The sequence below is a fragment of the Candidatus Neomarinimicrobiota bacterium genome (genome assembly GCA_041862535.1).
In the GTDB taxonomy this organism is placed as follows: Bacteria; Fidelibacterota; Marinisomatia; order SCGC-AAA003-L08; family TS1B11.
Map to the genome: position 1 here is coordinate 1 of JBGVTM010000061.1, position 13,034 is coordinate 13,034.

The 13,034-nt window shown below is 56.7% G+C and carries 15 protein-coding genes and 1 pseudogene; 14 read left to right on the top strand and 2 right to left on the bottom strand.

The window, feature by feature from the left end; all coding sequences use genetic code 11:
- Positions 1 to 504 (bottom strand): radical SAM protein (locus ACETWG_02575; protein MFB0515474.1); only part of this gene is annotated, 504 nt, incomplete at its 3' end.
- Positions 505 to 657: 153 nt separating this feature from the next.
- Between ACETWG_02575 and ACETWG_02580 the strand changes: the two are divergent.
- The 8 genes and pseudogenes from ACETWG_02580 (at position 658) to lpdA (ending at position 7,124) form a co-directional block, all read left to right on the top strand.
- A pseudogene (locus tag ACETWG_02580) lies at positions 658 to 735 on the top strand (hypothetical protein).
- Between the two features lie 272 nt (positions 736 to 1,007).
- Complete coding sequence (locus tag ACETWG_02585) at positions 1,008 to 2,090, top strand: hypothetical protein (protein MFB0515475.1); 1,083 nt, start codon at positions 1,008 to 1,010, stop codon at positions 2,088 to 2,090.
- A gap of 15 nt (positions 2,091 to 2,105) precedes the next feature.
- Complete coding sequence (locus tag ACETWG_02590; protein MFB0515476.1) at positions 2,106 to 2,975, top strand: MBL fold metallo-hydrolase; 870 nt, start codon at positions 2,106 to 2,108, stop codon at positions 2,973 to 2,975.
- A gap of 82 nt (positions 2,976 to 3,057) precedes the next feature.
- Entirely contained in the window at positions 3,058 to 3,723 is a 666-nt protein-coding gene (gene nth / locus ACETWG_02595; protein MFB0515477.1) for an endonuclease III, read from the top strand.
- Between the two features lie 100 nt (positions 3,724 to 3,823).
- Positions 3,824 to 4,237 (top strand): 6-pyruvoyl tetrahydropterin synthase family protein, encoded by a 414-nt coding sequence (locus ACETWG_02600; GenBank protein ID MFB0515478.1) that lies wholly within the window; start codon positions 3,824 to 3,826, stop codon positions 4,235 to 4,237.
- 26 nt (positions 4,238 to 4,263) lie between these two features.
- Positions 4,264 to 4,839 carry a GTP cyclohydrolase I FolE gene (gene folE / locus ACETWG_02605; GenBank protein ID MFB0515479.1) on the top strand — a complete coding sequence of 192 codons (576 nt, stop codon included), beginning with the start codon at positions 4,264 to 4,266 and terminating at the stop codon, positions 4,837 to 4,839.
- On the top strand, positions 4,839 to 5,708 hold the full coding sequence (locus tag ACETWG_02610; protein MFB0515480.1) for a deoxyribonuclease IV: 870 nt from the start codon (positions 4,839 to 4,841) through the stop codon (positions 5,706 to 5,708). The genes folE and ACETWG_02610 overlap by 1 nt, the downstream gene beginning before the upstream one ends.
- A 24-nt stretch (positions 5,709 to 5,732) precedes the next feature.
- Positions 5,733 to 7,124: a dihydrolipoyl dehydrogenase gene (lpdA, locus tag ACETWG_02615; GenBank protein MFB0515481.1), complete on the top strand. Its 1,392-nt coding sequence runs from the start codon at positions 5,733 to 5,735 to the stop codon at positions 7,122 to 7,124.
- On the opposite strand, the gene ACETWG_02620 is transcribed toward lpdA, so the two are convergent.
- Positions 7,121 to 7,372, bottom strand: coding sequence for a hypothetical protein (locus tag ACETWG_02620; protein ID MFB0515482.1), 252 nt, complete (start codon positions 7,370 to 7,372; stop codon positions 7,121 to 7,123). The genes lpdA and ACETWG_02620 overlap by 4 nt on opposite strands.
- Positions 7,373 to 7,584: 212 nt before the next feature.
- Here ACETWG_02620 and ACETWG_02625 point away from each other — a divergent pair, with 212 nt between their 5' ends.
- The 6 genes from ACETWG_02625 to ACETWG_02650 all read left to right on the top strand — a co-directional run.
- Positions 7,585 to 9,258 (top strand): M28 family metallopeptidase, encoded by a 1,674-nt coding sequence (locus tag ACETWG_02625; GenBank protein MFB0515483.1) that lies wholly within the window; start codon positions 7,585 to 7,587, stop codon positions 9,256 to 9,258.
- Between the two features lie 52 nt (positions 9,259 to 9,310).
- Positions 9,311 to 10,090 carry a lipoyl(octanoyl) transferase LipB gene (lipB, locus tag ACETWG_02630; protein MFB0515484.1) on the top strand — a complete coding sequence of 260 codons (780 nt, stop codon included), beginning with the start codon at positions 9,311 to 9,313 and terminating at the stop codon, positions 10,088 to 10,090.
- The gene (locus ACETWG_02635) at positions 10,050 to 10,274 is read left to right on the top strand and encodes a hypothetical protein (GenBank protein MFB0515485.1); all 225 of its coding nucleotides are present in this window, start codon (positions 10,050 to 10,052) and stop codon (positions 10,272 to 10,274) included. The genes lipB and ACETWG_02635 overlap by 41 nt, the downstream gene beginning before the upstream one ends.
- A gap of 44 nt (positions 10,275 to 10,318) precedes the next feature.
- On the top strand, positions 10,319 to 11,320 hold the full coding sequence (locus ACETWG_02640; protein ID MFB0515486.1) for a dihydrodipicolinate reductase: 1,002 nt from the start codon (positions 10,319 to 10,321) through the stop codon (positions 11,318 to 11,320).
- 108 nt (positions 11,321 to 11,428) lie between these two features.
- Positions 11,429 to 12,718, top strand: coding sequence for a dihydrolipoamide acetyltransferase family protein (locus ACETWG_02645; protein MFB0515487.1), 1,290 nt, complete (start codon positions 11,429 to 11,431; stop codon positions 12,716 to 12,718).
- 14 nt (positions 12,719 to 12,732) lie between these two features.
- Positions 12,733 to 13,034 (top strand): lipoyl synthase (locus ACETWG_02650; protein MFB0515488.1); only part of this gene is annotated, 302 nt, incomplete at its 3' end.

Sequence of the window (13,034 nt, forward strand, 5' to 3'; positions counted from 1 at the left end):
CGTGTGGCGCTCGTTTAGCTGGTGCGCCTCTATCTGCTCCCTGGCCCAGTCATAGTCCTTCCGATCACCGATGACGAACTTGATTTCGTCGTGTGGCGCCAGGTCATCCAGGATAGCCCACCGGTTATTCTTCATCATGCCTGAAGAGGGCGTTTTGAAGTCCACGATCTTGATGACCTGAGGCGGAACCGTGTCGATCGGCAGGGAGCCGCCGGTTTCCAGCAGCACCTCATAGCCTTCCGCCAGCAGCCGCTCCATCAGTTCGATAGATTCCGCCTGCATGAGGGGCTCGCCGCCGGTGACCTCCACCAGACGGCAGCCGTAGGTGACCACCTGCCCGATAATCTCGTCGACGGTCATATCCTGGCCCTCGTAGAAGGCATAGGCCGTATCGCACCAGGTGCAGCGGAGGTTGCAGCCGGCGAGGCGCACGAAGACGCAGGACCGCCCGGCATGGGTGGACTCCCCTTGAATACTGTGGAAGATTTCGTTTACCTTCAGCATGCTATGTGGGTGGAATTTAGGATATTATTTCCTGTGGGAGCTGGGAAGATAAACCGCAAGGGCGCGAAGGATACAAAGGACGCAAAGGAATTGAAGAGACGTAAAAGTCGTGGCCTGGGACTGAGCGGTGCCCCTTCCCTGTAAGCCTGCCGGGAACAGCTGGCGGAGGTGCTGGAGGAGTGGATTAGGTTGAGGATTTCAAGGAATCTTCCACTGCTGGAGAACGCATAAGATGCTGGTTCGTACCTTCCAAATGCTCCTGAAGGTGGTCCTTAATGAGCACACAGCTCGGGTAGGGGCTTTTCTTGAGATGTTTCCTCGTGGATGGGATGAGTAGCCAAAGGGTTCTAATGCTTATTGGGGCAGGGTGCTCAGAACCAGCCGGGTACCCGAGTACCGGTGCGATAACAGACCGCCTCCGAACAGGCACGGGGATATTTTGCCATGCCGATGAGGTCTTCAGAATCGTACAAGACTCAAATAACCCTCCGGAAGGAGAGGCTTTGAAAGCGAGGTCCTTATTCGACTATTTCTCTACCGGTAATGTGAACTATGAAGATGTATTCAGCTATGCTAGTGAGGTGCGGCGACAACTAGATAATGAGAAATCACCAATGCACAAAGCGGCAAAGGAAATTGATGATCAAATTCGGGGAAAGTATGGCGGATATGACGGGACGATAAGCCCTGAAAACTACTCGCTACTGCGCCGGTACATACGACACATCGCACGAGAGATGATTCTGAATGCGGAAGACCAAATAAAATCGGGAAATGACCCCTCACTTAACGATTATCTCTCGAAATATGGTAGTATTATTTCCATGTTATCATCTGGTGGCCTTGATATTTTCACCCTTAATCACGACAACCTGCTCGAGGAAATATTTTCACGACAGGAAATTGCGTTTGAAGACGGCTTCCAGAGACTGCCCAGGCAAGACATTTGTACTTGGGATCTAAATTTTTTTAAGGGAGATACTAAAGTTCGGCTATTCAAATTACATGGGGGTAGCGACTGGCTAAGGTTGTATCAAAGTGTGCCAGATTCCCCTGGTGTAGGGGAGTTGGTTCCGCTATTCTATGACGAGAATGGCCAGCCATTTATGGTTGTAGCCGGCCCTCAACGCAGCACTGATTATTATAAGGTTATGAACATCCGTAAGGTAATAAACGAGCATAGGCTTTCCAGCAAGAAGTATGACATTGAAAATGCAGATGGTATGATCCTGGTAGGGAAATCTGATAAATTTTATAGTTACGCCTATCCGCCCTACCTTCATCTGTTGAGTATGTTTGCTGAGGAACTTGAGAAGAGGGATAAGATTATCGTCGCTGGCTATGGCTTTGGGGATGACGCTATCAACCGCAACATTGACGAATGGCAGTCAAAAGCGCCTACATCCAGGCAAGTTTGCTATATCGGCTATAGTAAAGGAAATGAGGAAAAGTCTTGTGAAGAAATGTCGCAAAGTGACGCAATGATTCAAGCAAAATTAGGCCGTGTGCAAATTTCAAAATGCTCATTTGCCGGTATGCAAAGTGCGCATGCTTCAGAGACCATTGGAGAGTTTCTATCAATATAACATGGATCAGCCATTATGATATCTCTCGGCCCCTGGATCATCCATCCGCTGCGCTCCGGCACGTTCGGGCTGGACGGGGGGGCCATGTTCGGGTCGGTGCCCAAGGTGCTGTGGGAGCGCACCAATCCCGCCGATGCGGCCAACCGCATCCTGCTGGCCCTGCGGCACCTGCTGATCGATGGCGGCGCCCCCGCCGATGGCGGGGCTGGCCGGCGCATCCTGGTGGACACCGGCCTGGGCCACAAGTGGACCGATAAGCAGGTGCAGATCTTCCGCATCGAGCAGCCGGAGCAGGCCCTGGATGTGGCCCTGAAGGCCGCCGGTTTCAGCCGCGAGGAAGTCACCGACGTGATCCTGACCCACCTGCACTTCGACCATGCCGGTGGGGCTACTATCGACGTGGGGGGTGTGATCGTGCCCACTTTCCCTGATGCCACCTACTATACCCAGCGGTCCCAGTGGGAGCTGGCCAATCATCCCAGCCCCAAGGACCGCGCCAGTTTCATAACGGATGACTTCGTTCCGTTGGAGCGGCACGGGCGGCTGGAGATTCTCGACGGCGGCGGGGAGATCGCTCCCGGCGTGGAGATCCTGGTAGGCAACGGCCACACCGACGGCCACCAGATGGTGAAGGTCAGCGGCGGGGGCGAGACGGCGGTCTTTATGGGCGATACGATTCCCACCGCCACCCACCTGCGCCTGCCATTCATCATGGGCTACGACCTGCGGCCGCTGGAGACCCTGGCGGAAAAGAAGCGCCTGCTGGCCCAGGCTGCCCAGGAGGACTGGTGGCTGTTTTTCGACCATGATCCAAAGGTAGCGGGTGTGAAAGTCAAGTCCGGGGCGAAGGACTTTGAGATCAGCGAGCGGTATGGAGCTGCGTGATTCTGACATTGAACGATCAGCCGGCTTTGAGCGGTCCATCGTTCCAACGTTTAGCCCGGAGTGAGAAATAGGAGTCCAAGTTATGTCTGAGGAGAGCCAGGATCAAAAGCGGCAACGGGCGATCGAGATCAATCGGCGGCTCACGCTGGAGTACCCCGAGGCCCGCTGTGCCCTGAACCACGAGAACGCCTACCAGCTGCTGGTAGCCACCGTCCTATCAGCCCAGTGTACTGACAAGCGGGTGAATATGGTCACCCCGGCCTTTTTCGCCGCCTACCCCGATGCCCGGGCCCTGGCGGCAGCATCCCTGGAGGAGATTGGCGAGGCGATCCGCTCCACCGGCTTTTACAATGCCAAGGCTAAGAGCCTCAAGGGTATAGCTGCGGCGGTAGTGCGGGACCATGGCGGCGAGATTCCCACTACCATGGACGCGCTCACCCAGCTGCCGGGTGTGGGCCGCAAGACGGCTAACGTCGTACTCGGCAATGCGTGTGGCATCCCTGGTATCGTGGTGGACACCCACATGCTGCGGCTCAGCAACCTGCTGGAGCTGGCGGAAGGGAAGGATGCGGTGAAAGTAGAGTATGCGTTGATGGAGCTGATACCGCCTGAAGAGTGGACCATATTCAGTCATCGGGTCATAGAGCATGGGCGCAGAGTGTGCATTGCCCGGCGGCCAAAATGCGCTGAATGTGTCCTGAATGAGCTCTGCCCCTCGGCTAAAGAACCCCAGCTGAGTAGTGACTGAAGGCTACCCAGCATTTTGGCACAAAGCTCGTGGCCCAAATCTGGTTCAGTAACTAAATTGATTAAATTGAAACTATATGCTTAATAAAAATAAAGGCGTTATGATTGTAGTGACGAAAAAGTTCAGGTTCTGCGCTGCTCACCAGTACCACAACCCCAATTGGCCCGAAGAGAAGAATGTAGCTGTCTTTGGGGATGATCACAGGATACACGGCCATAACTATGATCTGGAGGTGAGTCTCACCGGGAGCGTTGATCCCAACACTGGTTTTGTAGCTGATCTGGAGGCGATCAAGTCACTGGTCCAGGAGCGGGTCGTAGATGTTCTTGATCACGCTCAAATTGATAAGGATATCCCCTGGTTTAAAGAGCGTCAGCCTTCCTCAGAGAACCTGGTGCTCTACATCTGGGAGCAGCTGGCCCCCTATATCGCGGAGGGAGTGCAGCTGGTGCGTGTGCGGCTGTACGAAACCCCGACAATCTATGCCGAATATGGCGGCAAAATGGAAACCTGAGATTAATCGAAAGGGCATAAGAGAACATGAATGCCGGGTCTAGGACTAAAATCCAGGATCTTATTTACCAGCTTCTGCGCGAAATCGGTGAGGATCCGAAGCGGGAGGGTCTGTTGCGGACGCCGGAGCGGGTGGCCCTGGCGTGGGAGTATCTGGCCCGGGGCTATGATCTGCGCCTTGAAGACGTAGTGGGTGATGCCTGTTTTGAAGAAAAATGTGATGAGATGGTCACCGTCAAGGACATTGACTTTTTCTCCATGTGCGAGCACCACCTGCTGCCCTTTTTCGGCAAGGCGCACGTGGGATATATCCCCGATGGCAGGGTTATCGGCCTTTCAAAGATTCCCCGCATCGTAGAAATGTACGCCCGGCGGCTTCAGGTGCAGGAGCGTATGACCTCGCAGATCGCCACTGCCCTGATGGATATCCTGAAGCCCAGGGGTGTGGGAGTAGTAATAGAAGGGGCGCATATGTGCATGCAGATGCGGGGGGTGGAAAAGCAAAACAGCTACGCCACTACTTCCCACATGATCGGGGAGTTTAAGACCAGCGATAAGACCAGGGAAGAGTTCTTCAAGGTCATTGCCTTAGGGGGACTGTAATGACCCTGCTGGGAGCGCATGTTTCGACTGCCGGTAGCCTTGAGAGTGCCCCGGAGCGGGGCCGATCTATCAACGCCGACGCCATCCAGATTTTCACCGCCAACCAGAACCAATGGAAGGCTCCCCCCCTGACCGCAGCCACCATCAGCGGATTCCGACAGGGTATGTCTCAGGACCAGCCCAGAGTGAGTATCACCCATGACAGCTATCTTATCAATTTATGTGCGGTGGAGGGGTGGAAGCTGCGGCGGGCGGTAGAGGCTTTCATTGAAGAGATGGATCGCAGTGAGGTCCTGGGCATCAGCTATATTATCTTCCACCCTGGAGCCCATATGGGGGCCGGCATGGAATCCGGCTGCGCCACGGTAGCCGAAAGTCTGAATACCGCCCTTGACGCCCGACCGGATCACAAGGTCAAGCTGCTGGTGGAAACCACCGCCGGTCAGGGCACCAACGTGGGGTATACTTTCGAGCAGATCGCGGACATATTGGCCCGGGTGAAGTCGCCCGAGCGCATGGGTGTCTGCTTTGACACCCAGCACGCCTTCGCTGCCGGCTACGATATCCGCACTCCTGAGAGTTGGGGGTCTGTCTTGAATGAATTCGACAGCGTTATTGGCCTGGACCTACTGCTCGTCTTCCACCTCAACGACAGCAAACGGGAGTTGGGTACCCGGGTGGATCGGCACGAGAAGATCGGGAAGGGATACCTGGGGCTGGTGCCGTTCTGGTGCCTGGTGAATGATGGGCGCTTTACGGAGATACCCGCCATTTTGGAAACCCCCGCGGAGGACGATTCGGAGTATGGGGATGAGCTGCAGCTGCTGCGCTCGCTCATCGGGGTATCCCAGCCGGAGCCGGTTAGCTAGTGACCAAAGAGGATTGAGGTGAATATGGCCGACAAGTTTGACGTGGTTGTCATCGGCGGTGGCCCCGGTGGCTACGTGGCCGGGATCCGGGCCGCCCAGCTGGGTAAAAAGACTGCTGTGGTGGAATCCGACCTTCTAGGCGGCGTCTGCCTGAACTGGGGCTGCATCCCGACCAAGGCCCTGCTCCATACTGCCGAGTTGTACGAGGGTATTCGCCGGGCCGGGGACTTCGGACTGAAGGTTGGGGACGTGTCTGTGGAATGGCCGGCGGTTATTGAACGCAGCCGGGATGTGGCCAACCGACTTTCCAAGGGTATTGAATTTCTCTTTAAGAAGTACGGCGTCGTCTATCATCAAGGCCGCGGCAGGCTGGCAGATGCCACCGCGGTGGAGGTCACCCCGGATGAGGGCGAAGCCTTCCGGCTGCCGGCAGATAACGTGATCATCGCCACCGGTGCTCGTCCCAGGGCGTTCCCCGGCCTGGAACCGGACGGAAAGCGGGTAATCACTTCCAAAGAGGCCATGATTCTCTCTGCAGTACCCAAGCGGATGGTCATCATCGGTGCCGGTGCCATCGGGGTGGAGTTCGCTTATTTTTACAGTGTCTTCGGCACCGAAGTTACCCTCGTCGAAATGCTGCCCCAGATACTGCCACTGGAGGACGGGGAAGTGGCCAAAGAATTAACCAGGCAGTTCAAGAAGCGCAAGATCAAGATCCATACCGGGGCAAAGGTGGACAAAATTGAGCGGCAAAAGACTCAGGTCAAGGTGCATACCTCAGGCGATAAAAAGGAGGTTATCACTGCCGACCTGGCCCTGGTGGCGGTAGGGGTACAAGGCAACGTGGAAGACCTGGGATTGGAACAGGCAGGTGTGGCTGTTGAGCAGGGGGCCATCAAGGTGGATGAGTTCTATCGCACTGGTGTGGGGAGCGTATATGCCATCGGAGATGTGATCGGGCCTCCATTACTGGCCCACGTTGCTTCAGCGGAAGGGACCATTGCCGTGGAACACCTGGCGGGCCTTCACCCCGAACCCCTGGATTATCGCAATGTTCCCGCCTGCACCTATTGCCATCCCCAGGTGGCCTCCGTCGGTCTGACGGAGAAGGGTGCCCGCGATGCGGGCTATGAGGTGAAGATTGGGAAGTACCCCTTCCGGGCCCTGGGCAGAGCGCTGGCCAGTGGTGAAATCGACGGTTTTGTGAAGGTGGTGTATGACGCCAAGTACGGGGAGCTGCTGGGAGCCCACATCATCGGTGATGGCGCTACTGATCTGATTTCCGAAGTGGCCGTAGCCCGCAAGCTGGAGACCACCTACCTGGAGATTCTGAAAACGGTACACCCCCATCCCACCCTATCGGAGGGCATCATGGAGGCTACCGCCCTGGCATATGGAGAGTCGGTCAACTACTAGTCGATTTCGATGTGAGTTTTCCGGTCGGATCTGCTCAGTTGCCATAAATGGTAGGCCGTAAGAAGCACTACTGCAGCTGCCAGGAAAAAGACCAGGGCGACCAGGAAGGCAACCAAGCGCGGGAAGGTGAGGACTAAAATGCCGGCCAGAATCAATCCCAGACCGACGGCCAGGATTCTTGGCCAGGAACGCCCCAGCCAACTTTCCAGCTGCGGGGATATCTCGGTATAGATGAAACGAGGGACCATATATCTACCTCATGTTGTTGGTCTGAAGGGTATCCTTCAAGGATCGTGCCGCAAGCCAGAAACCGGCCTGGTTGCAGGTGTGTAGGACATTTTGGCATAACCGGCCACCTGTTCCTGTCATTCCACGCTATGCGGCCAGGCATAATTTAATGCATAGGATAAGCGCCCATAAAACGACGCCAATCGAAAATCAACTCGTAAGGACGCGTTAAATGGATCGGATTAACACTGCAAGACACCTATTACCGGTAGTGGCAAGTCTTCTGCTGCTATCGGGATGTGGCAGCGGCGACGCCTCTGCCAGGCGTAGTATCCGTACCTGGGATCTGGCAGCGGATATTTCCATCCTGGCCTCAGACGAATTTGAAGGGCGGGCTCCCTCGTCCAAAGGTGAGGAGCTTACGATCCAGTTTCTAAAGGAGGAATTCGAGAAGCTGGGGCTTGAGCCCGGCAATCGGGGGAGCTATTTCCAGGAAGTACCCCTGGTAGCGATGACCCCCGACTTTGGATCAGGTCTAGTGATCTGGGGTGATAAGACCACCACCCGTCTGGTTTACCGCCGCGAGTATGTGGCCTGGACCAAGCGGGTTGTCGAGAAGACTTCCCTGGATCGTTCCGACCTGGTCTTCGTTGGCTATGGTGTGGTGGCTCCTGAGTGGAGTTGGAATGACTATGAAGGCCTGGATGTGCGGGGCAAAACGGTGTTGATATTAGTGAATGATCCCGGTTATGCAACGAAGGACAGTAGCCTGTTTAACGGCAATGCCATGACCTACTACGGACGGTGGACCTATAAGCTTGAGGAGGCGGCGCGGCAAGGTGCGGCAGGGGCGATTATTGTGCATGAATCCGGTCCAGCTGGCTATCCCTGGGAAGTGGTGCGGAACAGCTGGACCGGCTCCCAATTTGACCTGGTGGCTGAGGATGACAACCTTTTCCGGAGTGCCGTGGAAGGGTGGATCACAGAGAAGATCACCCGGGACCTGTTCCAGCAAGGGGGGCAGGATTATGACACGTTGAAGGCACGGGCGGCTAGGAGAGGATTCATACCGATTCCCTTAGACCTTAAGATTTCATTGACGATTACCAATACCATTCGCCGGTCCACTTCCCACAACGTTTTGGCCTTGCTGCCAGGCCGAAAGCGGCCCGATGAGGTGCTGATCTATACTGCCCATTGGGATCACCTGGGTAAAGATTCCTCACTCCGGGGGGACCAGATTTACAACGGCGCCTTGGACAATGCGTCCGGTGTGGCTGGCCTGCTGGAGCTGGCGGAAGCGTTTGTCGCCTTGAAGCGACGCCCGGCCCGGTCGATACTTTTCTTGGCCGTGACAGTCGAGGAGCAGGGCCTGCTCGGCTCCCAATATTACGCTACCCACCCGGTCTACCCGCTGGAAAAGACCATCGCGGCGATGAATATGGATGGCCTGAACATTTTCGGCCCCATGAATGACGTGACCCTCATCGGGTATGGGAATTCGGAGCTGGACGACTACGTAATTGCCGCTGCCCGGAAGCAGCGCCGAAGGGTACGCCCGGACCCGGAGATGGAGAAAGGGTATTTCTATCGGTCGGACCACTTCAGCTTTGCCAAGGAGGGGATCCCCGCCCTCTATCTGGACGTCGGCATCGATCACGTGGAACACGGGGAGGAGTGGACCCGGGAACAAATGGATAAGTACACGGCTGAACGGTACCACAAGCCCTCGGACGAGTTTGATCCTACGTGGGATCTCTCCGGTGCTGTGGATGACCTGCGGCTGCTATTCAGCGTGGGTCATCGCCTGGGCAATGAGACCACTTTACCCAACTGGCGGGAGGGCAATGAATTCCGGGCCAAACGGGATGCCCAGTTACAGGCCTCGGGAGAGAGTATCGATTAGCATCCAGCCCCCGAGCATTGTGGCGCCAGCTGCGGAAGGAAGCATATTGGAGATGGCAATCAGCGAGAATCCTGTGCTGGATGAAACCGGGGTGGCGGCGATCACTGAGCAGCTCAAGATGGGGAACGTGGCTCGGGTCGCGGAGTGGATTAGACAGCAGGCGCGGGGGCCCCAACCAGCGGTGTTTTACCTTGGGCGTCAGCCTTACTGTCCCACCTGGGACCTCCAGAAGCAGCTCCACGCCTGGCGGGTAGCCGGGAAGCTTCCCGATGTGGCGCTGCTGCTGGAGCACGAGCCGGTGTATACCCTCGGGAAGAATGCCAATGAAGCCCATCTTCTGATCCGACGGCCGTTGGAAGCTGCGGTTGTGGCCATAGATCGGGGCGGCGACGTAACCTATCACGGCCCCGGCCAGCTGGTGGGCTACCCGATTGTCAACCTGCAGGATCATCGCCCCAGTGTCACCTGGTATATGCGGGGATTGGAGGAGGTAATCATCCAGACTCTCGCCACCTACGGTATCAATGCTGGTAGGATGGAGGGTCTCCCGGGGGTCTGGGTGCGGCGGCGGAAAGTGGCCGCCCTGGGAGTACGACTGGCCCGCTGGACCACCATGCACGGCTTCGCCCTCAATGTCAGTGTACCCCAGCGGTATCTCGACGGGATGATTCCCTGCGGTCTCCTGGAGTACGGAGTTACCAACCTCAACGCTATCCTCCCGGCGCCAACTGACGTCTGGGAAGTCGCCCGACGAATAACTCCCATACTGCAGGATTTCCTGGGTAGGAGTAATGCCCGAGTTTCAGGGATTCCCCAAGACCAAGCTGCTTGATTATAATCCCACGACTGTCCTTGCCTGCAGCGTTGAGAGGGCCTTTGAGCAGCTGGATGCGCCGGTGGAGCGAGTGGCGACCGATGATTACCCGGCCACCCCATTCAACGCATTCCTCGAAGAACAGATTCTACCATCGTGGCTCTGGATGGTAGAAGGGCTCAAGGAGTTGCATTCGTATTAACAAACGGTTGGCAGGTAAATGCTATTTATTATAAGGTATTAGCAGTGGTTACGAAAATTCGCGTTATCCAAATTGGACTAGGTTATATCGGCTTGGCGGTGACGCAAATCCTGGCCGAGCGGAAAGGTTATAAGCTCGTCGCAGCGGTAGACATCAACCCGGACCTGATAGGGAGGGACCTGGGTGAATTGGCCGGCATATCTGGCCGCCTGGGTGTATCCGTGAGCGGTTCGGTATCGGAAGCCCTGTCCGCCACCCGGTCGGACGTGGCTGTGCTTACCACCACCTCCCGAATGGAGGGAATCACGCCCCAGGTGCTGGAGTTGGCAGGACACGGACTGCGGGTGGTCTCCACCTGCGAGGAGCTGGTCTATCCCTGGCGAACCCATCCCGAACTTGCCAGGCAGATCGATAATGCCGCCAGGGATAAGGGTGCCACGGTCCTTTCTACCGGGGTGAATCCGGGTTTTTTAATGGACTTCCTGCCGATGGTACTGACCCGTATTGCGAGGCGAGTGGATGCAGTGAGGGTGGAGCGGGTGCAGGATGCCGGCACGCGCCGGGAGGCTTTCCAGCGGAAGGTCGGCGCCGGACTTTCCGTTAAGCAGTTTGACCAGCGGGTAGCTGCAGGTTCCGCCAGCTGGCGGATCAGTCACGCCGGTCTGACTGCTTCGGTGGAGCTGCTGGTGGTGGGCCTGGGATGGCAATTGGAGGAGGTCACCGAGACTATAGAACCGGTTATTGCTCGGAGCTCACAGCGTACCGACCACGTAGGGATTGAAGCCGGACAGGTGGCTGGCGTCAATCAGGCAAGCCGAGGCATGCGCGGCGGTCAGGAAGCTATCACACTAAATTTTCGGGCCGCTGTCGGGGAACCTGAGTCCTTCGACCGTATTCGCATTGAGGGTGAGCCAGCTCTGGAAGCGACCTTCCCAGCTGGGGTTCCCGGGGATGTGGCTACCGGAGCGGTTACGGTCAGCGCCATGCCGCTGGTCATAAAGTCCAAACCGGGGCTGAGGACCATGGCGGACCTGTGGCCGATGTAGTGAACCAGTTCGACTATGTGAGATACTACCTGGGTTCTGGCTCCGGCTAATGCTCCTGGGATTTGTTGGTGGTAGTCATTATGGTATATTGAGAGGGAGGAGAGAGCTATGATCGTCGATGTAGTAATGCCCAAGATGGGCGAATCGATTACGGAAGGAACCATTATTGAGTGGAAGGTCGACATTGGTGACATTATCAAGCAGGATGAACCGTTGCTGGAAATTTCAACTGACAAGGTGGAGTCCGAAATTCCCTCACCGGCATCAGGTATAGTGAAGGAAATACTGTGTGAGCCAAACAGTACCGTGGAAGTGGGGGCGGTGATCGCCCGCATTGATACCGAGGTGGAGGTGGCAGGCGCGACGACGCCAGAAGCCGAGGAACCGCGTGCGGAAGAGGTGCCTGCCCTAATAGTTAAGCCTAAGCCGACCTCCAAAGAGGAGGCGGCATCGACGCTGCCCGAAATGAAACCGACGGACGGTGAGCCAACGAGGCGCTTCTACTCGCCGCTGGTGCACGCTATTGCCAGGGAGGAGGGCCTATCCCGGGAGGAGTTGGACAGCATCGTAGGCACGGGCCGGGAAGGCCGGGTTACCAAGGCTGACCTGATGGCCTATCTTGTGGGTCGTAAGCAGGCGGCACAACCGGCGGCTCCGCCACAATTTGCCGCCCCGGGCGGTGAAAACCTGGCGGATGAGGTATTGCCCATGTCACGCATCCGTCAGCGGATTGCCGAGCGTATGCGCCAGTCGCTGGATACCTCCGCCCATGTCTATGCCGTCGCTGAGTGTGATATGACCAGTGTCGTGGATGCCCACGCTCGTAAGGCCGAGGACTTCCACCAACGCGAACGGTTCAAACTCACCTACACTCCCATGATCGCCTTTGCCACCATCAAGGCCATTCGGGACTTTCCTCTCATTAATGCCCGGGTTGATGGCTCCAATATCGTGAAAAAGCGTAGCATTAATCTTGGCATTGCCGTGGCTCTGCCAGATTACAGCCTGATCGTACCGGTAGTCCACCAGGCTGAGGAGTTCAACTTCCTGGGCCTGGCACGCAAAATCGCTGACCTGGCTGAGAGGGCCCGTGCCAGTCAGCTGAAGCCGGAAGAGGCAGCAGGCAGTACTTTCTCCATTACCAATTTCGGCGTATTCGGCAGCGTCTTCGGACTGCCGATCATCAACCAGCCCAATGTGGCTATTCTGGGTGTGGGGGCCATCAGAAAACGCCCCGTGGTGTGGGAATCAGAGATGGGGGATAGTATCGTGATCCGTTCGATCATGTTGGTCTCCCTGGGGCACGACCACCGTCTCATCGATGGGGCCTATGGCACTCAGTTCCTGCAACGCACTGTGCATTACCTGCAGACCATTGATTGGGATAAGGAACTGTAGGTGTGAATCGGAGTATGATGTCCCAACCTTACTCTCCCACTGCTACTTCATCTCCCAGGGTGGATCGTCGTCCACCCTGGATGAAGGTCCGCCTGCGCACCGGTGACAACTACCGGCAGCTGCGGGAGCTGGTGCGCGACCAGCGGCTGCACACGGTCTGTGAAGAGGCCCGGTGTCCTAATGTTTACGAGTGCTGGGAGCGCGGATGCGCCACCATTATGATTCTCGGAGACGTGTGCACGCGGTCGTGCGGGTTCTGTGCAGTCAAAACGGGTCGGCCAGCCTTCCTGGATGGGCAGGAACCTGACCGGGTTGC

Excerpts from the sequence above, each read along its gene's own strand:
- ACETWG_02600 (MFB0515478.1), top strand. The coding sequence starts at position 3,824 with ATGATTGTAGTGACGAAAAAGTTCAGGTTCTGCGCTGCTCACCAGTAC.
- folE (MFB0515479.1), top strand. The coding sequence starts at position 4,264 with ATGAATGCCGGGTCTAGGACTAAAATCCAGGATCTTATTTACCAGCTT.
- lipB (MFB0515484.1), top strand. The coding sequence starts at position 9,311 with ATGGCAATCAGCGAGAATCCTGTGCTGGATGAAACCGGGGTGGCGGCG.
- ACETWG_02590 (MFB0515476.1), top strand. The coding sequence starts at position 2,106 with ATGATATCTCTCGGCCCCTGGATCATCCATCCGCTGCGCTCCGGCACG.
- ACETWG_02610 (MFB0515480.1), top strand. The coding sequence starts at position 4,839 with ATGACCCTGCTGGGAGCGCATGTTTCGACTGCCGGTAGCCTTGAGAGT.
- ACETWG_02625 (MFB0515483.1), top strand. The coding sequence starts at position 7,585 with ATGGATCGGATTAACACTGCAAGACACCTATTACCGGTAGTGGCAAGT.
- ACETWG_02620 (MFB0515482.1), bottom strand. The coding sequence starts at position 7,372 with ATGGTCCCTCGTTTCATCTATACCGAGATATCCCCGCAGCTGGAAAGT.
- ACETWG_02635 (MFB0515485.1), top strand. The coding sequence starts at position 10,050 with ATGCCCGAGTTTCAGGGATTCCCCAAGACCAAGCTGCTTGATTATAAT.
- lpdA (MFB0515481.1), top strand. The coding sequence starts at position 5,733 with ATGGCCGACAAGTTTGACGTGGTTGTCATCGGCGGTGGCCCCGGTGGC.
- nth (MFB0515477.1), top strand. The coding sequence starts at position 3,058 with ATGTCTGAGGAGAGCCAGGATCAAAAGCGGCAACGGGCGATCGAGATC.
- ACETWG_02645 (MFB0515487.1), top strand. The coding sequence starts at position 11,429 with ATGATCGTCGATGTAGTAATGCCCAAGATGGGCGAATCGATTACGGAA.